This is a genomic window from Bradyrhizobium sp. USDA 3256 (assembly GCF_054058275.1).
In genome coordinates this window covers 5,671,180-5,689,150 of the sequence record NZ_JBSSAE010000002.1, presented here as the reverse complement: position 1 = coordinate 5,689,150, position 17,971 = coordinate 5,671,180, and the positions used below count along the sequence as shown (strand labels likewise).

Sequence of the window (17,971 nt, the reverse complement as noted above, 5' to 3'; positions counted from 1 at the left end):
AGCGATCTTGCCGAATGGCGGCGCCTGGTTCCGTTGAAATCGACGCGATCAATTGTTCTTCACCACCACGGTGGTGCCGACCGAGACGCGACCATAGAGATCGGTGACGTCGTCGTTGGTCATGCGGAAGCAGCCCGACGAGACGGCCTGGCCGATCGTCTCCGGCTCGTTCGAGCCGTGGATGCGATAGAGCGTCGAGCCGAGATACATCGCGCGCGCGCCGAGCGGGTTCTCGATGCCGCCGTTCATGTGGCGCGGCAGATCGGGGCGGCGGCGCAGCATCTGCGACGGCGGCGTCCACGACGGCCATTCCTTCTTTGCGGAGATGCGGTGGACACCGCTCCAGCGGAAGCCGTCGCGGCCGACGCCGATGCCGTAGCGCAGCGCCTGGCCGTTCGCCAGCACCAGATAGAGCCGGCGTTCGGCGGTGTTCACCACGATGGTGCCGGGGGCGTAGTTGGTCGGGTAGTTGACGGTGGTGCGCGGGATCGGGCTTGCGCCGCCGCCGCCGAAGAAGCTCGGGGCTTCGGACTGATAGCCGCGGGAATCGAAGAACTGGGCGTGGGCCTGGCCGGCACCTGCCAGGATCGTGAGCGCGGCAAACATCAAGGCAATCGGGCGCATGGTCGTCGTCCTCGCGAACAATCAAATATGCAGTCAGAGAGGCCACAATTACCGGCGTTTCGCAAGCGACGAAGCCGTGACCTCAGGCATTTTCGAACAACACGGTTTAAAAAGGCAACAGATCGGAAGCGATACCTGCATTGTCCGGCCAAGCCTTTGACGAAGCCGCTGAAGAATGGTTGATCTGGAGCGTTTTCGAGCGAAGTGGGTACCGGTTCGCGTCAAGAAAACGCGACCAAACAAAAGGATGAGAGCATGATCCGATTCAATCGGATCGGATCGTGCTCTGAGCGACCTCAAGAACATCTCGAAATGGGAGCGAGAGCATGAACGGTGCGGAAAGTCTGGTGCGGACATTGGTCGCAGGCGGCGTGGATGTCTGTTTTACCAATCCCGGCACCTCGGAGATGCATTTCGTCGCGGCGCTGGACAAGGTCCCGGGCATGCGCTGCGTGCTCGGTCTGTTCGAAGGCGTGGTGACCGGTGCGGCCGACGGCTATTTCCGCATGAAGGGAACGCCGGCCTCGACGCTGCTGCATCTCGGGCCCGGCCTCGCCAACGGCCTTGCCAATCTGCACAACGCCAAGAAGGCGCATTCCGGCATCGTCAACATCGTCGGCCAGCATGCCACCTACCACATCGGCTACAACGCGCCGCTGACATCGGACATCGAGGGCCTGGCGCGGCCGATGTCGTCCTGGGTGCGCACCTCGCCGGATGCCAAGTCGGTTGCCGCCGACGGCGCGGCCGCGATCGCCGCCGCCAGGAGCGCGCCGCCGCAGATCGCAACCCTGATCCTGCCGGCCGACACCGCCTGGAACGAAGCCGACGGCACCGCCGAGGTGCCCGTGGACACGCAGCGCCCGAGCTATTCGCCGCAGGCGGTCGATACCGCGGCGAAAATCCTGCACGGCGATGCCGCGCATACGCTGCTGCTCGTCACCGGCAGCGCGCTGACCGAGCACGGGCTGGCGCTCGCCGAGCGCATCGCCGGCAAGACCGGCTGCACGGTGATGGGCCAGACCTATCACCCGCGGATGGCGCGCGGCCGCAGCCGCTTCTCGATCAACCGGATTCCCTATGTGATCGAGCAGGCGCTGCCGATCCTGAAGAGTTTCCGTCACATCGTGCTGGTCGAGGCCAACGATCCCGTGGCGTTCTTCGCCTATCCGAACAAGCCGAGCATGCTGAAGGCGGAAGGATGCGAGGTGCATCGCATGACCGCCTGGGGCGAGAATTCGGTCGCGGCGCTCGAGGCGCTCGCGGGTGCACTGCATGCGACCGCGCAGGACGTCAAGCCGCAGCAATTGCAGGAACTGGCCAAGCCGACCGGCGCGCTCAACCACGCCACGATCGCGCAGGCGATTGCGTGCGCGATCCCCGAGAACGCCATCATGGTCGATGAATCCGTCACCACCGGCCGCGGCTTCTTCCCGCCGACCGCCGCGGCCGCGCCGCATGACTGGCTGCAGAACATGGGCGGCTCGATCGGCTTCTCGACGCCGGTGGCAACCGGCGCCGCGGTCGCCTGTCCGGACCGCAAGGTGATCTGCATGGTCGGCGACGGCAGCGCGATGTACACGATCCAGTCGCTGTGGACCCAGGCGCGCGAGGGACTCAACGTGGTGACCATCGTGTTCGCCAACCGCATCTATCAGATCCTGCGTGGCGAGTTCGACGGCGTCGGCGCCGGCGAGCCGGGCAAGCGGGCGCAGGACATGCTGAAGATCGACCGGCCGACGCTCGACTTCGTCGCGCTCGCCCGGGGTATGGGGGTGCCGGGCAGGGCGGTGACGACGGCCGACGAGTTCAACAAGGCGCTCGCGGAAGCCGTTGCGGAGCCGGGACCGCGGCTGATCGAAGTGCAGATGTAAGGGCGTAGTTGCGGCGGCGGCCCAGAGCATGATCCGGAAAAGTGCGAAGCGGTTTTCCGAAAAGATTATGCTCAAACAACAAGCTAAAGCGCGATGATGGGCTACCTGATCTCATCGCGCTTTAGTCCAGTCGGAGGCGTCGATGCAGACCGAGCTGAACAAGGTGATCGCCGCCGTGGAGGAATTCTATGCGCAGGAGATGTTCCTGCTGGAGCGCGATCTCGGCGAGCGAACGCTCACTCACCGGCTGGCGGTCTACGTCGAGCGGCAATTTTCCGGCTGGCAGGTCGATTGCAACTACGACCGGCTCGGCGAGCGCACGCTGCGGCTGCCGCGCGGCTCGGGGAGCTCGACCGACGACCATCTCGGCAAGTCGATCTATCCCGATATCGTCGTGCATCAACGCGACATCCCGAACAATCTCCTGGCCATCGAACTGCGCAAGGACAGCAATCACCAGCCGATCGAGCACGATCAGCGCAAGCTGCAGGCGCTGACCGATCCGAATGTCTGGTTTGCCTATGCGATGGGCGTGCTGGTGATCGTCGGACACAGCGGGGTGAGCTTTTCCGAGGTCTATGCCGGCGGAGCCATCGATAGCGCGACATCGCTCTGGTTTGCCGAGCGGCTCCGCGAGAGCGGGCTCGCGAACAGGCGCGACAATGGCGCTCCGCATTTAGCCTACCGATGAATCTTTCTCCGCGTTGCAGTGATAGCCCGTTTGGATCATGCGTGGCCCCTGCACGCGCGGCACAACAGAAGATGCGGGAGGTGGAGCAATTCCTGGAGCTGGTGGTCAATTTTCAGAACGATCCGATGGCGGTGCGGATTATCAGCTTCGCAACTCTTTCGCTCCCCCTCCCGCACCTGAATTCGCTGGTCTGACTTTCGCTGGTCCAGCTTGCACTGAACCAACTTCCACTGCCCCAACTTCCAACGCCCCAACTTCCACGGCCTGAGGTGGTCGGCGCACCTGATTGCGACGCGACGGCCGAGGCGACATCCGCACCGAGACAGTAAAAAGGCCGCCTTCGGGCGGCCTTTTCCGTGATCGCGAAGTCCGTGATCGCCAAGTGGATCACCGAGCGCGATTGTTTCTATTTATTGCTTGGTGGCATCGCTGCCGGTCGTGGCGGCACCGGTCGTGGCACCGGTCTTGGCACCGGTCTTGGCGCTCGATTTCTTGGCGGTCTTCTTCGCTTTCTTCTTCGGCGCCTTGGCCGCTTCGCCCTTGGTTGCGGTGTCGCCGCTTTGCGCAAGGGGGGCCGGGCTCCCGCCCGCCTTGTCCTGCGCGAGCGCGGTGGACGAGACGAAGGCAAGGGCGGTGGCGGCGAGGATCAGTGTTCGCATCGGATGTTCTCCCAAGTTGGTTTCCGGCGAGCCTCAACGGGACAGAATGTCGCAGGGTTCCGCGGCGCCGATCAGCAGTCCGTGAGCTCTGCGTGAACGGCATGGCCATCGCGGAACCGGGAACCGGGCGCCGCGTTATCTGGCCGGGCAGGAGTTCCGAGGAGAGACGCCATGCGCTGGCGGTCAGTGACGGAAACCACCAATACGGTGCTCGACACCGCCCCCGAGGATACCTTCTACGCGGCGGGCTGGACCATCAGCGGCGTGGCGACGCTGGCCACCATCGTCGCGATCTGGATGTTCGGGATCTGAGGTTGAACGATCCACGACAAGGCAGCCGGCGCGCTGTCGCTGGCGGCCGGTCGCGGCCTGCGCCGCCCGCTACTTCCGCAGAATTGCCAGCCCTTCCCGATAGAGTTGCGAGAAGCAGACCAAGAGCGCACTCGACAGCAGGAACATCGCCAGGCTGTCATAGTCGCCGGCCGTCGGCCAGGCGAACTCGAAATAGGGCGGCATGAACGCCCACCAGACGATCGGTACCGTGATGATGGTGGCAAAGGCGCCGGCGGGCGCGCCGCCCATCAGGCCGGCGATCAGGATCGCCGGCACGAAGCCCGCGAAATAGAACTGCATGCCGAAGCTTGCGAACATCTCCTGGGTCGCGGTGGCCAGCACCACCGCAAGCAGGGCGACGACGAATGTCGACAACGACCAAGGCCGCAGCTTCAAAATGTAGTCGTTGCCCTTGCGCATCGAGACTCCCGGCCCCAGCGAGTTCCGGGAAGGTAGCCGAGGAGGCCTGCAAACAAAACCCCGTACGATTCCGAGGGGCAGGGTTGTGCTCGATACAGTGAAAAGGAACCGGCCCGGTCAAGCCGCCGCCGTATTGTCGCGCATATTGCGTTGCGGCACGGCGATTGGGGACAACACGATGCTCGAGCTTCTGATTGTCGTTCTCGTCGCCGGGATCGGGTTCGTATCGGGGTACGGCGTGCGCGAGCTGATCTCTCGCCGCAGACGGCGGTCTGCCCTGCGCGTTCACGTTCGCGCGCCGCAGGTTCGCGCCGCAAATGACGATGGCTCCGCCCGCGGCTGGTATCGGCCGACCGGCACACAGGGCGCCGATCACGCCATCCCGCCACCCGATGAACTCGACGGCGCGGTACGCGACCTGCTCGGCGAACTCAGCCGGCGCACCGCCAACCCGTCACCCGCGCCGCACCGCCGCCGGCAGTGAGCTGGAAAGGCCGGCCGCCGCCGCTAACGCGTCGGCTACTTTGCATGGGGTTGTTTTCGACATTTTTGATGAGGCGGTCCCGAAGGGGAATGGTGGACGCACAAGGGATCGAACCTTGGACCTCTCCCGTGTGAAGGGAACGCTCTCCCGCTGAGCTATGCGTCCGGGATGTGACGTGCCAAAGGCCGCTGGTCGGCGGCCGGTCGAGTGCGGCGCTTCGTCAGAGCGTGCGATTTACGAAGTGCCGGGTAGGGGTGTCAAGCCAAACCCTATAGGAATTACGCCCCTTGCTGGCGGGCGCGGGAGGCATGTGACTGCAGCGCCCGGATGCGCTCGGCGAGCGTGCCGCCGCCCTCGGGCATGCCGCTGCCCGGCGAGACGCCGTTGGCGGGCTTGGCCGCCGCCTTGCCCGGCACCGTCGGCTCCGCCGCCAGCATGGCCTCGATCGCCGAATTCGGGCCCTCGAGCTGGATCGCGAGCTTGGCCACCTCGGCGGCGATGTCGTTGATGCGCTCGCGCAGCAGCGCATTCTCCATCCGCTCGGTCGCCCAGGAACTCTCGGCCTGCTGCTGGATGGCATTGATGTCGCGCTGCAGCTTGCCGCGCTCGTCGCTGACGGTGCGCAGCTGCTCCTCGACTTGAGTCTTCTCCTGGCGCAGCTTGTCGAGCGCGGAGGATTTGCCGCCGCCCACTGCTGCGATCTCCTCGCGCAGCTCCTGCACAGTCCGCTCGGCGGCGGCGTTGGCCTGCTTCAACTGGCCGTTCTCGAATTCACGCTCGGCAAGCAGCTTGCCCTGGGTCGCAAGCCGCGTCTCGAGGTCGTTGACGCGGTTGCCGAGCAGCTCGGCTTCCTTGACCTGGGCGACGAGCTGGCGGTCGAGGTCGGTGACGCGCTGGCTCAGATTCTCGACCCGGCCGCGCGCGTCGGTGAGATCGCGCGTTGCGGTTTCCGACTGGTTGCGCTCCTGGGCGAGGCGGGCCTCAGTTGCCGCGAATTCCCTGGCGGCATCGCCGACCCGGTTCTTCAGCTCCTCGACCTGGGTCCGCACCGCGACCAGTTCGATCTGGCGGCTGTCGGCGGTCATCGCGCGGTCGTTGAGCTCGGCGTTGATCTTGCCAAGCTCGCCCTGCTTGTCGGTCAGCGCCTGCTCGGCGTTGCGCAACAGCTCGGTCTTGGCCGAGAACTCTTCCTCGGTGGCGCGAAGCTGCTCCTTCATCGCCTTCTCGCGTGCCTCCAGCGCGAAGATCGCGGCGTTCTTCTCGCCGAGCTCGATCTTCATGCGGTTGATCGCATCGGTCTTCTTGCCGAGCTCGGCGAGCTGGCTCGTGGTCTTGCTCTTGAGCTGGTCGACGCTCATCTCGAGCCGGCGGGCCGACATGGCGAATTCGGCGCGGAGTTGGTCCTTGTCGGCCTGGATCTCGGCCATCGACAGCGGGGTGGCCGCCTCCATGCGGCGCGTAGTTAGCCGCACCGCCCGGTTGTGCACCAGCGGAACGATCATCAGGCCGCACAGCATCGAGATCAGGAAACCGATCGCCGCGTACATGATCGGCTCGATCATGAAGGGTCACTCCAAGAAAAGAAGGAATTTGTTAATCACAATGCCACGGCGGGCTGGCCCAAGGCCAGCCCGATTGCCGCGTTAACCTGAATTGCTAACCGTGCCGGAGCGCCGGCCTCATCGTCCGATCAGGGCTGCGACCTCGCGCTTCGTTCCGATGAATCGGAACGAGGCTCTGGATTCTGTCTTGATGCGCTTTCTTGATGCGAACCGCCGTCCAATGCGCTGGAAACGCTCTAGAACGGGTTCCAGGTCGCGCGCGGGGTGAATTTGAGATAGCCGACGCTGGCGCCGAGCCGCAGGCCGATGCCCGAGCGAATCGGGACCAGCACGATGTTGTTGGCGGTCAGCGCCGTCATGCCGAAGCCGCCGACGATATAGGCCGAGCCGTCGATCCCGACGAAGCGCTGATAGATCGCCTGGGTCGAAGGCAGGTTGTAGACCAGCGTCATGGTCCTCGCGCCGTCGCCGCCCCAGTCGAAGCCGACCGAGGGACCCTGCCAGTAGACCCTGAGGTCGCCGGCGTTCTTGGTGTAGAGCGTGCCTTCGCCATAGCGCAGCCCGGCCACGAAGGCGCCGGAGCCTTCCTCGCCGAGCACATAACCGTTGGGCAGGCCCCACTGGCTGACGGCGCGCTCGATGACCGAGGCGAGTCCGCGCGAGACATTGCCGAAGAACTTGTGTCCGGCATTGACCAGTTCGTCGGGCCCGTAAGTATACGGGGTCGGTTCACGCTGTGGCGGCGGATATTGCGGTGGCGGGCCCTGCTGCGCGGACGCCCCTGCGCTCCAGCACATCAGCGCGGCAAACGCGACCGCGGCAAGGCGTGATGCGAAAGTCATTAAGAACCCCTGCTATCGAAATCCGGGCGCTGCCCTTTAACCTGATGCCAACAGGCACGGCTCTAGGTTGCGCCCGGTGTCCCCTCGACTCGGATGTTATCGGTATCAACTATGACGGCACAACGGCAGGAAAGATATGGATCGTGCCGCGGGATGGCGTTTTTCGGCCTGTTGGCGGGCATTTTGGCGGCCGTCTGGCCCTCTTTGCCTGTTCAGGCCACCACAACCGAGCGCGTGGTGACGAACCGCTACTCCGGATTGGCGATCGAGGGATTCGATCCCGTCGCTTATTTCACCGATGCCGCCGCCACCCAGGGGCGGCCGGAATTCGAGGCCGCAGAGAACGGCGTGGTCTGGCGATTCCGCAACGAGGGCAACCGCGCTTCGTTCGTGGCGCATCCCGAAATCTATGGCCCGCAATTCGGCGGCTACGATCCGACCGATCTGGTGCGGGGCGTCACCTGCGCGGGCAATCCGCGCTTCTGGGCCGTCGTCGGGAACAGGCTTTACCTGTTCAACCGGGAACGCAGCCGTGACGCGTTCGCCGCCGATCCCGCGCGCTTTTTGAAGGAAGCCTTGGTGCGTTGGCCGGAGCTGGAAGACAATCTCGCGCAGTGATCACGGCGCCGCGGCCGGGTCGCCCCAGGCAATGAATTCCGGCACCAGAAAGTCTTCGCGGCCCAGCCCGAAATGCAACGGGCTGCCGTTCGAATCGGTGACCTTGCCGCCGGCCGCAACGACGACCGCGTGCCCGGCCGCCACATCCCATTCCGATGTCGGCGACAGGCGGGGATAGATATCGACCTCGCCCTCGGCGACGCGGCCGAATTTGACGGCCGAGCCCAGCACGGCGCGGACCGCGCCGCCGCGTTCGTCGATGAAGGCTTCGGTGCGTGCATCGCCATGCGAGCGGCTCACTGCCACCGTCCATGGGGCGCCGCGCGGCGGGCAGCGACGGGTCTTGATCGGCACCGCCTGCGAAACCGCGCCGGCCTGCAGCGTCAGCCGCTCCGCGCCCTTGCCGACGATGCCGCGCCAGATCAGGCCGAGCGCCGGTGCGCCGACGATGCCGAGCAGCGGCACGCCCTGCGTGACCAGCGCCACATTGACGGTGAATTCATTGCGGCCGGCAACGAACTCCTTTGTGCCGTCGAGCGGATCAATCAGGAAGAAACTGTCCTTATAAGGCGGCGTCGCCAGATGGACGCGCTCCTCCGACAGCAGCGACACCTGCGGCGCGAGCCGTGTCAGCCCTTCGACGATGATGTGGTCGGCGGCGAGATCGGCCTCGGTGACCGGCGACCCGTCGCTCTTGCCGGTCACCTTCATCGCGGAACGATTGACGGCAAGAATTGCCTCGCCGGCGCGGATCACCAGTTCGGTCAGCGATTCGAGCAGCGTCGCGGCGGCCTCGCAGCCGATCAGGGACGGCTTTGCCCTATTCATGTGCGGGTCTCATATCAGCGGATCGCATATCCTGTTTGTGTTCCCTGAGATCATGATGCGATGACGGAGCATCGCATCATGATCTCATCTCCTTGTTTGAGCATGACCTTTTCGGAAAACCGGTTTCCACTTTTCCGGATCATGGTTTATCAGCCCCGTCGCAAGCTGGCAGCATCCGTCTGCGCAGTGTATCAAGCCCACAGGCATGCGTGATTCGCACTCCTCGGTCGGCGTGCGGCTTTCCAGGAAACAATTGATGTCTGGCACTTCGTCTCCCGGTCCCGCTCCCGACGCGCTCGAGCTCGCGGCGCTCTTGTGCTCGCGGGTCTGTCACGATCTCATCAGTCCGGTCGGTGCGATCGTCAATGGGCTTGAGGTCCTTGACGACAATCCCAAGCCCGAAGATCGCGACTTCGCGCTCGATCTGATTCGCAAGAGCGCCAAGACCGCTTCGGCGCGGTTGCAGTTCTGCCGGCTGGCGTTTGGCGCGGCCGGTTCCTCCGGCGCGCAGATCGACCTCGGCGACGCCCAGAACATGGCGAAGGGGCATATCGAGGACGGCAAGGTGGCGCTGACCTGGAATTTGCCGCGGCTGCTGTTGCCCAAGAACCGGGTCAAGCTGCTCTTGAACATGCTGGTCGTCGCGCAGCAGACGATCCCGCGCGGCGGCACGCTGACGATTGATCCGGTCGGCGAAGGCGAGGCGATGAGCTTCCGCATCACGGCCGCGGGCCTCAATGCGCGCGTGCCGCAGAACATCGTCGATCTCCTGAATGCGACCTCGCCGAACACGGTCGATGCGCATGCGGTGCAACCGCACTACACCCGCCTGCTGGCGGAAGCCTGCGGGCTGAAGGTGACGCTCGCGCTCGACGGCGACAAGGTCATCATTGCCGCGTCCTGACCGCGGCCGCGCCGATATCATTAATCAAAGGTTACGACCGGCCGCGCGATTCGATCGCGCGGCCTTATCTCTTTGTTGATCCCGTTCCTTTCCATTTGCTCAACCAAACTTAAACGCTTTGCGGAGAAGCTGACCTGAGTTCCGTCAGGCGCGTCGATGTTGCGCGCCGCTGCGTTTTCGGCGTTTTTCGAAGGTTGGTTTCATGGACGATCTGTTGCGCGAGTTCCTGACGGAGAGCAGCGAGAGCCTGGATACGGTCGACAATCAGCTGGTGCAGTTCGAGCAGGATCCGAACAACGCGAAGATCTTGGATAACATCTTCCGGCTGGTGCACACCATCAAGGGCACCTGCGGCTTCCTCGGGCTGCCGCGGCTCGAGGCGCTGGCGCATGCCGGCGAGACCTTGATGGGCAAATTCCGCGACGGCATGCCGGTGAAGGCGGAAGCCGTGACGCTGATCCTGTCCTCGATCGACCGCATCAAGGAGATCCTTGCAGGGCTCGAGGCGACCGAGGCCGAGCCCGAGGGCAACGACCGCGATCTGATCGATCAGCTCGAGGCCATGGTCGAGCACGGCATGGCGGCGATGGCAGTTGCTGCTGAAGACGTGCCTGTCGTCGAAGCCCCGTCGGTGCAGGCGGCAATGACCGAGGGCACGCTGGTGGTGCAGACGCTGGAGCGTCCGCTGCGTCCGGGCGAGGTCTCGCTCGACGAACTCGAGCGCGCCTTCCGCGAGACCGAGACCGAAGTCGCCGCGCCGGCGCCGGTCGTGAAGCCTGCACCTGCCGCCGCCGAGCCGGCCGAGCCTGTGAAGAAGCCGGCCCGCAAGGCCGCCGGTGAGGACGTCCAGGAAGGCGACAAGATCGCCAACCAGTCGATCCGGGTCAATGTCGACACCCTCGAACACCTGATGACCATGGTCTCCGAGCTGGTCCTGACCCGCAACCAGCTGCTGGAGATCTCCCGCCGCAACGAGGACACCGAGTTCAAGGTGCCCTTGCAGCGGCTCTCCAACGTCACCGCCGAGCTGCAGGAAGGCGTCATGAAGACGCGCATGCAGCCGATCGGCAATGCCTGGCAGAAGCTGCCGCGCATCGTCCGCGACCTCTCCGGCGAACTCGGCAAGCAGATCGAGCTCGAGATGCACGGCGCCGACACCGAGCTCGACCGCCAGGTGCTCGACCTGATCAAGGATCCGTTGACGCACATGGTGCGCAACTCCGCCGATCATGGGCTGGAGACCACCGCCGAGCGGGTCGCGGCCGGCAAGGGAGAACAGGGCACCATTCGCCTGTCCGCCTATCACGAGGGCGGCCACATCATCATCTGCATTGCCGACAATGGCCGCGGGCTCAACACCGAGCGGATCAAGGCCAAGGCGCTTCAGAACGGTCTCGTCACCGAGGCTGAACTGGAGAAGATGACCGAGGCCCAGATCCACAAGTTCATCTTCGCGCCGGGCTTCTCGACCGCCGCGCAAGTGACCTCGGTGTCCGGCCGCGGCGTCGGCATGGACGTGGTGCGCACCAATATCGACCAGATCGGCGGCACCATCGACATCAAGAGCGTGGCCGGCGAGGGTGCTTCCGTCACCATCAAGATCCCGCTGACGCTTGCGATCGTCTCCGCCCTGATCGTGGAAGCCGGCGGCGACCGCTTTGCGATTCCCCAATTGTCTGTCGTCGAGCTGGTGCGGGCCCGCGCCAACTCCGAGCACCGCATCGAGCGCATCAAGGACACCGCGGTCTTGCGGCTGCGCAACAAGCTGCTGCCGCTGATCCACCTCAAGAAGCTGCTCAAGATCGACGACGGCGCGACCACAACCGACGCCGAGAACGGCTTCATCGTGGTGACGCAAGTGGGCAGCCAGACCTTCGGCATCGTGGTCGACGGCGTGTTCCACACCGAGGAGATCGTGGTCAAGCCGATGTCGACCAAGCTGCGGCACATCGACATGTTCTCCGGCAACACCATTTTGGGCGATGGCGCCGTGATCATGATCATCGATCCCAACGGCATCGCAAAGGCGCTGGGCGCGTCCGGCTCCTCGGCCCATGACCTGGCCGACGACAATGCGAACGCCCATGCGGCGAGCGGCGAGCAGCTGACCTCGCTGCTGGTGTTCCGCGCCGGCTCCTCGCAGCCCAAGGCGGTGCCGCTCGGCCTCGTCACCCGGCTGGAGGAGATCGCAACCGACAAGATCGAGCTCTCGAACGGCCGCTACATGGTGCAGTACCGCGAGCAGCTGATGCCGCTGGTGCAGATGGCCGGGGTCGAGGTGCAGAGCCAGGGCTCGCAGCCGATCCTGGTGTTCGCCGACGACGGCCGCTCGATGGGGCTCGTGGTCGACGAGATCATCGACATCGTCGAGGAGCGGCTCAACATCGAGGTCGCGGGTTCGCAGGACGGCATTCTGGGCTCGGCCGTGATCAAGGGCCAGGCCACCGAGGTGATCGACGTCGGCCACTTCCTGCCGATGGCGTTCGCCGACTGGTTCTCGCGCAAGGAGATGCGCCCGTCGGCCTCGGCGCAGTCGATACTGCTGGTCGATGACTCAGCGTTCTTCCGCAACATGCTGGCGCCGGTCTTGAAGGCCGCCGGCTACAAGGTCAGGACCGCGGGCGGCGCGCAGGAAGGGCTCGCCGCGCTGCGTTCGGGACAAAGCTTCGACGTCGTGCTGACCGACATCGAGATGCCCGAGATGAACGGCTTCGAGTTCGCCGAGAACATCCGAAGCGACCACAATCTGATCGGGCTGCCGATCATCGCGCTGTCGGCGATGGTGTCGCCGGCGGCGATCGAGCGCGGCCGGCAGGCCGGCTTCCACGACTATGTCGCCAAGTTTGACCGTCCCGGGCTGATCGCGGCGCTGAAAGAGCAGACCGCCGAACTGCGCCGGGCGGCATGACACGGGATAAGGACAAGGATTGATGACCAGCAAGACCGAGACAAGCGAAGGCGCGATGGCCGAATACGTCACCGCCGTGATCGGCGGGCAGCTGTTCGGCCTGCCGATCTCGCGGGTGCAGGACGTGTTCATGCCGGAGCGGCTGACGCGGGTGCCGCTGGCCTCCAGCGAGATCGCCGGCGTGCTCAATCTGCGCGGCCGCATCGTCACCGTGGTCGACATGCGCGCCCGGCTCGGGCTGCCGAAGGCCGACGACGGCCAGCTGCCGATGGCGGTCGGCGTCGACCAGCGCGGCGAATCCTATGGCCTGTTGATCGACCAGATCGGCGAGGTGCTGCGGCTGCCCGACGACAGCCGCGAGGACAACCCGGTCAACCTCGATCCCCGCATGGCCAAGCTCGCCGGCGGCGTCCACCGCCTCGACGGCCAGCTCATGGTCGTCCTCGACGTTGATCGCGTGCTCGAACTGGTGCCCGATGCCAAAGCGGCGTGAACAGGGCCGCCCGAACTGAAGAACTGAAACATCCCACCGGGGATGAGGAAGTAGAGGTCGCAGATGAGAACCTGTCTTGTTGTCGATGACTCAAGCGTCATTCGCAAGGTCGCCCGCCGCATCCTGGAAGGGCTCGACTTCCAGATCGTCGAGGCTGAGGATGGCGCCAAGGCGCTCGAGGCCTGCAAGCGCGCGATGCCGGAAGCCGTGCTGCTCGACTGGAACATGCCGGTCATGGACGGCTACGAGTTTCTCGGCAATCTCCGCCGCATGCCCGGCGGCGATCAGCCCAAGGTCGTGTTCTGCACCACCGAGAATGATGTCGCGCATATCGCACGCGCGCTGCATGCCGGTGCCAACGAGTACATCATGAAGCCGTTCGACCGGGACATCGTCACCGCGAAGTTCCAGGAAGTCGGGCTGATCTAGAGCATGATCCGGAAAAGTGGGAACCGGCTTTCCGAGAAGATCATGCTGACTTAGATTCTCCGTTCGATCCGGCGGCAGAAGCCTTCGGCTCAACGGTTGTTGTGCGTCGTGTTGCGTCGCTGGTGAAGCCATGAGTGTTGCGTTGACAAGTACTGCGGTCCCGACATCGACCCGATCCGACAAGGTGCGAGTGATGGTGGTCGACGATTCCGTGGTGATCCGCGGGATGATCTCGCGCTGGATCGGCGCCGAGCCCGACATGGAGGTCGTCGCCTCGCTGCGCACAGGCCTCGACGCCGTCAACCAGCTCGAACGCATCAACCCCGATGTCGCGGTGCTCGATATCGAGATGCCCGACCTCGACGGCATCTCGGCGCTGCCGCAGCTGCTGGCGAAGAAGCGCGATCTCGTCGTCATCATGGCCTCCACGCTGACCCGCCGCAACGCGGAGATCAGCCTGAAGGCGCTCTCGCTCGGTGCGTCCGACTACATTCCGAAGCCCGAAAGCACGCGCGAGGCCACCGCCGCGGAAACCTTCCGCCACGACCTGATCCAGAAGATCCGTCATCTCGGCGCCAAAGTGCGGCGCAGCCCGGTGCACACGACGGCAAGCCCGCCGCTTGCGCCCGGTCATGACAGACCGCGGCCGTCTATTCCCGCTGCCGCGCACACGGCGCCGGCCCAGGCCACGCGCCGTTCGTTCGGCCTGCTGCCGCCCAAGGTGCTGATGATCGGCTCGTCGACCGGCGGACCGCAGGCGCTGATGACGCTGGTCGCCGAGATCGGCCCGGTGATTGATCGCTTCCCGGTGTTGATCACCCAGCACATGCCGCCGACCTTCACGACCATTCTCGCCGAGCACCTGGCGCGCACCAGCAAGCGGCCGGCGCATGAGGGGATTGACGGCGAGAGCATCAGGCCGGGCCAGATCTATCTGGCGCCAGGCGGGCGCCACATGCGCGTCGCCCGCCACGGCGTCGATGCCACGATCGCGCTCGACGACGGGCCGCCGGTCAATTTCTGCAAGCCCGCGGTGGATCCGATGTTTACCTCTGCGATCGATGTCTGGCAGGGCAGCATCATGTCCGTGATCCTGACCGGCATGGGCTCCGACGGCATGCGCGGCGGCAAGGACATCGTCGCCGCCGGCGGCAGCGTGATCGCCCAGGACGAAGCGACCAGCGTGGTGTGGGGCATGCCCGGCGCCGCGGTCAATGCCGGCATCTGCGCCGCGGTGCTGCCGCTCAATCAGATCGCACCGAAGCTTGTTCGGGTATTTGCGGGAGACCGTTCGTGACGCTGCTGGACTACGAGTATCTGCGTAAGCTGCTGAAGGAGCGTTCCGGCCTCGATCTCTCCGCCGACAAGCAGTATCTGGTCGAGAGCCGCCTGCTGCCGTTGGCGCGCCGGTCGAACCTCGCCGGGATTCCCGAGCTGGTGCAGCGGATGAAGGGCGGCGCGGAGCTGCTGACATCGGAGGTGGTCGAAGCGATGACCACCAACGAGACCTTCTTCTTTCGCGACAAGATCCCGTTCGACCATCTGAAGGAAGCGGTGCTGCCCGCGCTCGCGCAGGCGCGCGCGGCGCGCCGCAGCTTGCGCATCTGGTGCGCGGCGTCGTCGACCGGGCAGGAGCCGTATTCAATTGCGATGCTGCTGAAGGAGATGACTGCGCTGTTTGCCGGCTGGCGGATCGAGATCATCGCCACCGACCTGTCGCAGGCGGTGCTCGAAAAGGCGAAGGCCGGCCTGTTCAGCCAGTTCGAGGTGCAGCGCGGCCTGCCGATCCAGCTGCTGGTCAAGTATTTCGTGCAGAAGGGCGAGCTCTGGCAGCTCAATGCCGATATTCGCGGCATGGTGCAGCACCGCCAGCTCAATCTGTTGCAGGACCTGTCGCATCTCGGCACCTTCGACGTGATCTTCTGTCGCAACGTGCTGATCTATTTCGATCAGCAGACCAAGGCCGGTATCTTCGGCAAGGTGGCCCGAATGCTCGAGCCCGACGGCGTGCTGGCGCTTGGCGCGGCGGAATCCGTGGTCGGCATCACCAACCTGTTCAGGCCCTATCCCGACCGGCGCGGGCTCTATCAGCCGAACACTGCGCCGGTCGCGCGCGCCGGCGCCGCGCTGCATGTGCTGAAGGCGGTTGCGTCCGCTGCGCGGTGAGGCGAGACATCTCGTTTTAACTCCGTCACCCTGAGAAGCCGCGAAGCGGCGTCTCGAAGGGTTGAGGGCCACCAGCGGGGGCCGTGCATCCTTCGAGGCTCGCAAGGGCTCGTACCTCCAGCGACAAAGGCGAAGCCTTTGCGCGGGGATGACAGCGACAGAGCCGCGTTCGTTTCAACGTTCATGAGCTACAAAATCGCGTGCGGCAGGAAGCGCGAGGTGTTGCCGGTGATCGGATTCTCGTCTTCCCGAATCGAGAGTCCGCAGGGCGTGCCATCGACCAGCCAGCTGCCGAGTACCGGATACTGCCCGGAAAAATTCGGCAGTGGCGCCAGTGCCTGGCGGATGAAACCTTCGGTGCCGTAGGGGCCTTGCTCGGCGACCAGCGTGACGCCGGCGCTGACCAGCTCGACATTGGCGCCCTCGCGCGAATAGATCGGCTTGCGCACGAACGACGTGCCGAGCCGGGCGGCTTGCGGGTCGTCCTCGAAATAGGCCGGCAGCAGATTGGGGTGGTTCGGGAACATCTCCCAGAGCAGCGGCAGGATGCCCTTGTTGGAGAGGATCGCCTTCCACGGCGGCTCGATCCATTGCGTCGGCGCGGTCGAGAGGTTCTTGCCGAACGCGTCGTGGAACATCCATTCCCAGGGATAGAGCTTGAACGCGAGCGCGATCGGGCGTTCGTCGAGGTCGACGAACTGACCGTCGTCGCGCAGTCCGATCTCCTCGATGTCGAGCAGCGTGGTCTTCAGCCCGGCCTGCGCTGCGGTGTCCTCGAGATAGGCGAGCGTGCCGGCGTCCTCGGGATTTCCGGTCAGTCCGGTGAGATGCAGCGGGTGGGTCGCGCCGATGCTCTTCCAGGCCTCGATCAGCCGGTCGTGGATCGAGTTGAACTGGTCGGCGCGCTTCGGGACGATGTTGCGCGCGATCGCCTGTTCGAGCCAGGTCCATTGAAACACCGCGGCCTCGAAGATCGAGGTCGGCGTGTCGGCATTGTATTCGAGCAGCTTGGCCGGGCCGCGGCCGTCGAAGGTGAGATCGAGCCGACCGTACAGGCTCGGATTCTTGCGGCGCCAGCTTGCCGCAATCAGATCCCAGAACGCCTCCGGTATCTTCAGCCGGCGCAGATAGCGCTCATCCCTGACCGCGCGTCCGGCGAGTTCGAGACACATCGCGTCGATCTCGCCGGTCGGCGCCTCGATCGAGCGCTCGATCTCGTCCAGCGTGAAGGCGTAATAGGCGCGCTCGTCCCAGTACCGTTCGCCGTCGATGGTGTGGAAGGTGAAGCCGGCATTCTCGGCAGTCGTCCGCCAATCGTCGCGTTCGGGACATGCGATGCGTTGCATGAGGGGAAACCGCGCTCGCTCGTCAGCCTGGTGTCAGCTTCCGCCATGCGACGGATCGTCGTCGCCGTAGCGGGCGATGGTGCGCGGCGCGCCGCCGAAGCCGCCGGAGGGCGAGCGTTCGGCGGGCTTTCGCTTCGCGTCGTGCCCTGCATGGTGGTGGCTGCGGGCATGGCCTGGCGTCAGGCCGATCGCCGCCGCGCCGATCGCGATACTTCCCATCAATTTCAGCCATACGCGGCGCGAGCGTTTCATGGACGCAATCCCTGCCTTGCCGTCTGCGGAGCCATGCCGAGTTTCCATCAGCTGCGTTCGCCGGGCAAGCGAAAGCGCGATGACACGGCGATGACACGGCAACATGCATCAGCCACCGCTGAAGCCGAACGCATGCGCGAATGAACCGAAGCCGCCGCGGCTCACCGACGAGCTTGACGACGAGCTCGCGGACGAGGAGGAGCCGCTCGACGACGAGCTGCTGTTGAAGAAGCTGCTGCGTGACGAGCCGCCGCTGCCGCCCGATCCGGACGACGAACTGCGCGCCGTGCAGTCGACGCCGGGTTGTGGCTGGACCGGTGTGGCGACGCCCGGTGCGGTGACGCCCGGCGGCGTCGGCGGCACCGGCTGGCAATTCGGCCGCGGCATCAGCGCGTAGGCACTGCCGCCGACCGCGAGCGTGCCCATCAAGAGCAGCGCGACATGGTTGGAGCGCTTGGATGGCGCATCCGGCCGCGGCGGCGTCGGCACCGCCGGCACGACCGGTCGCCGTTTGCCGAAGTCCGGGTTCGGTTTGCGC

Annotated in this window: 21 protein-coding genes and 1 tRNA gene; 13 read left to right on the top strand and 9 right to left on the bottom strand. The window is 65.2% G+C overall.

The window, feature by feature from the left end; all coding sequences use genetic code 11:
• Positions 1-48: 48 nt before the first annotated feature.
• On the bottom strand, positions 49-624 hold the full coding sequence (locus tag ACVWY5_RS28845; protein WP_038378145.1) for a L,D-transpeptidase: 576 nt from the start codon (positions 622-624) through the stop codon (positions 49-51).
• A 326-nt stretch (positions 625-950) separates the two neighbouring features.
• On the opposite strand from ACVWY5_RS28845, the gene ACVWY5_RS28840 reads away from it, so the two are divergent.
• From ACVWY5_RS28840 to ACVWY5_RS28830, 3 genes are all read left to right on the top strand, one after another.
• Positions 951-2,498 (top strand): acetolactate synthase large subunit, encoded by a 1,548-nt coding sequence (locus ACVWY5_RS28840; protein WP_028338180.1) that lies wholly within the window; start codon positions 951-953, stop codon positions 2,496-2,498.
• Between the two features lie 142 nt (positions 2,499-2,640).
• On the top strand, positions 2,641-3,189 hold the full coding sequence (locus tag ACVWY5_RS28835) for a hypothetical protein (protein ID WP_051376435.1): 549 nt from the start codon (positions 2,641-2,643) through the stop codon (positions 3,187-3,189).
• 41 nt (positions 3,190-3,230) lie between these two features.
• Entirely contained in the window at positions 3,231-3,383 is a 153-nt protein-coding gene (locus ACVWY5_RS28830) for a hypothetical protein (protein ID WP_321177240.1), read from the top strand.
• A gap of 216 nt (positions 3,384-3,599) precedes the next feature.
• Here ACVWY5_RS28830 and ACVWY5_RS28825 read toward each other — a convergent pair whose 3' ends face one another.
• Positions 3,600-3,848: a hypothetical protein gene (locus tag ACVWY5_RS28825; protein ID WP_321177241.1), complete on the bottom strand. Its 249-nt coding sequence runs from the start codon at positions 3,846-3,848 to the stop codon at positions 3,600-3,602.
• Positions 3,849-4,019: 171 nt separating this feature from the next.
• On the opposite strand from ACVWY5_RS28825, the gene ACVWY5_RS28820 reads away from it, so the two are divergent.
• A complete protein-coding gene (locus ACVWY5_RS28820) occupies positions 4,020-4,160 on the top strand; it encodes a hypothetical protein (RefSeq protein ID WP_167350374.1) in 141 nt (46 codons plus the stop codon).
• A gap of 69 nt (positions 4,161-4,229) precedes the next feature.
• On the opposite strand, the gene ACVWY5_RS28815 is transcribed toward ACVWY5_RS28820, so the two are convergent.
• Positions 4,230-4,601, bottom strand: coding sequence for a DUF4118 domain-containing protein (locus ACVWY5_RS28815; protein ID WP_028338178.1), 372 nt, complete (start codon positions 4,599-4,601; stop codon positions 4,230-4,232).
• 178 nt (positions 4,602-4,779) lie between these two features.
• On the opposite strand from ACVWY5_RS28815, the gene ACVWY5_RS28810 reads away from it, so the two are divergent.
• Positions 4,780-5,085 (top strand): hypothetical protein, encoded by a 306-nt coding sequence (locus tag ACVWY5_RS28810; protein WP_028338177.1) that lies wholly within the window; start codon positions 4,780-4,782, stop codon positions 5,083-5,085.
• Positions 5,086-5,175: 90 nt separating this feature from the next.
• Here the strand turns inward: ACVWY5_RS28810 and ACVWY5_RS28805 are convergent.
• The 3 genes from ACVWY5_RS28805 to ACVWY5_RS28795 form a co-directional block, all read right to left on the bottom strand.
• Positions 5,176-5,250 (bottom strand) — tRNA-Val (locus ACVWY5_RS28805).
• 113 nt (positions 5,251-5,363) lie between these two features.
• Complete coding sequence (locus tag ACVWY5_RS28800; RefSeq protein WP_028338176.1) at positions 5,364-6,647, bottom strand: coiled-coil domain-containing protein; 1,284 nt, start codon at positions 6,645-6,647, stop codon at positions 5,364-5,366.
• A gap of 236 nt (positions 6,648-6,883) precedes the next feature.
• Positions 6,884-7,489 carry a DUF1134 domain-containing protein gene (locus ACVWY5_RS28795; protein WP_016843676.1) on the bottom strand — a complete coding sequence of 202 codons (606 nt, stop codon included), beginning with the start codon at positions 7,487-7,489 and terminating at the stop codon, positions 6,884-6,886.
• Positions 7,490-7,642: 153 nt separating this feature from the next.
• On the opposite strand from ACVWY5_RS28795, the gene ACVWY5_RS28790 reads away from it, so the two are divergent.
• A complete protein-coding gene (locus ACVWY5_RS28790) occupies positions 7,643-8,107 on the top strand; it encodes a YHS domain-containing (seleno)protein (RefSeq protein ID WP_028338175.1) in 465 nt (154 codons plus the stop codon).
• Here the strand turns inward: ACVWY5_RS28790 and cysQ are convergent, their stop codons facing one another.
• Complete coding sequence (cysQ, locus tag ACVWY5_RS28785) at positions 8,108-8,935, bottom strand: 3'(2'),5'-bisphosphate nucleotidase CysQ (protein WP_028338174.1); 828 nt, start codon at positions 8,933-8,935, stop codon at positions 8,108-8,110. It lies immediately after the preceding gene.
• A 256-nt stretch (positions 8,936-9,191) separates the two neighbouring features.
• On the opposite strand from cysQ, the gene chpT reads away from it, so the two are divergent.
• From chpT to ACVWY5_RS28755, 6 genes are all read left to right on the top strand, one after another.
• Positions 9,192-9,839, top strand: coding sequence for a histidine phosphotransferase ChpT (gene chpT, locus ACVWY5_RS28780; protein ID WP_028338173.1), 648 nt, complete (start codon positions 9,192-9,194; stop codon positions 9,837-9,839).
• Between the two features lie 202 nt (positions 9,840-10,041).
• Positions 10,042-12,747 carry a hybrid sensor histidine kinase/response regulator gene (locus ACVWY5_RS28775; protein WP_456671723.1) on the top strand — a complete coding sequence of 902 codons (2,706 nt, stop codon included), beginning with the start codon at positions 10,042-10,044 and terminating at the stop codon, positions 12,745-12,747.
• 22 nt (positions 12,748-12,769) lie between these two features.
• Positions 12,770-13,240 (top strand): chemotaxis protein CheW, encoded by a 471-nt coding sequence (locus ACVWY5_RS28770; protein ID WP_038378930.1) that lies wholly within the window; start codon positions 12,770-12,772, stop codon positions 13,238-13,240.
• Positions 13,241-13,303: 63 nt separating this feature from the next.
• Positions 13,304-13,669 carry a response regulator gene (locus ACVWY5_RS28765; RefSeq protein ID WP_018273268.1) on the top strand — a complete coding sequence of 122 codons (366 nt, stop codon included), beginning with the start codon at positions 13,304-13,306 and terminating at the stop codon, positions 13,667-13,669.
• 130 nt (positions 13,670-13,799) lie between these two features.
• Positions 13,800-14,966 carry a protein-glutamate methylesterase/protein-glutamine glutaminase gene (locus ACVWY5_RS28760; RefSeq protein WP_028335740.1) on the top strand — a complete coding sequence of 389 codons (1,167 nt, stop codon included), beginning with the start codon at positions 13,800-13,802 and terminating at the stop codon, positions 14,964-14,966.
• Positions 14,963-15,835 carry a CheR family methyltransferase gene (locus tag ACVWY5_RS28755; protein WP_028335739.1) on the top strand — a complete coding sequence of 291 codons (873 nt, stop codon included), beginning with the start codon at positions 14,963-14,965 and terminating at the stop codon, positions 15,833-15,835. The genes ACVWY5_RS28760 and ACVWY5_RS28755 overlap by 4 nt, the downstream gene beginning before the upstream one ends.
• Positions 15,836-16,023: 188 nt before the next feature.
• On the opposite strand, the gene ACVWY5_RS28750 is transcribed toward ACVWY5_RS28755, so the two are convergent.
• Positions 16,024-17,181, bottom strand: a complete 1,158-nt coding sequence (locus ACVWY5_RS28750; RefSeq protein ID WP_028335738.1) for a glutathionylspermidine synthase family protein — start codon at positions 17,179-17,181, stop codon at positions 16,024-16,026.
• Between the two features lie 33 nt (positions 17,182-17,214).
• The gene (locus tag ACVWY5_RS28745; protein ID WP_028335737.1) at positions 17,215-17,433 is read right to left on the bottom strand and encodes a hypothetical protein; all 219 of its coding nucleotides are present in this window, start codon (positions 17,431-17,433) and stop codon (positions 17,215-17,217) included.
• Positions 17,434-17,536: 103 nt separating this feature from the next.
• Here ACVWY5_RS28745 and ACVWY5_RS28740 point away from each other — a divergent pair, with 103 nt between their 5' ends.
• Positions 17,537-17,830, top strand: a complete 294-nt coding sequence (locus ACVWY5_RS28740; RefSeq protein WP_038377702.1) for a hypothetical protein — start codon at positions 17,537-17,539, stop codon at positions 17,828-17,830.
• Positions 17,831-17,971: the final 141 nt, after the last annotated feature.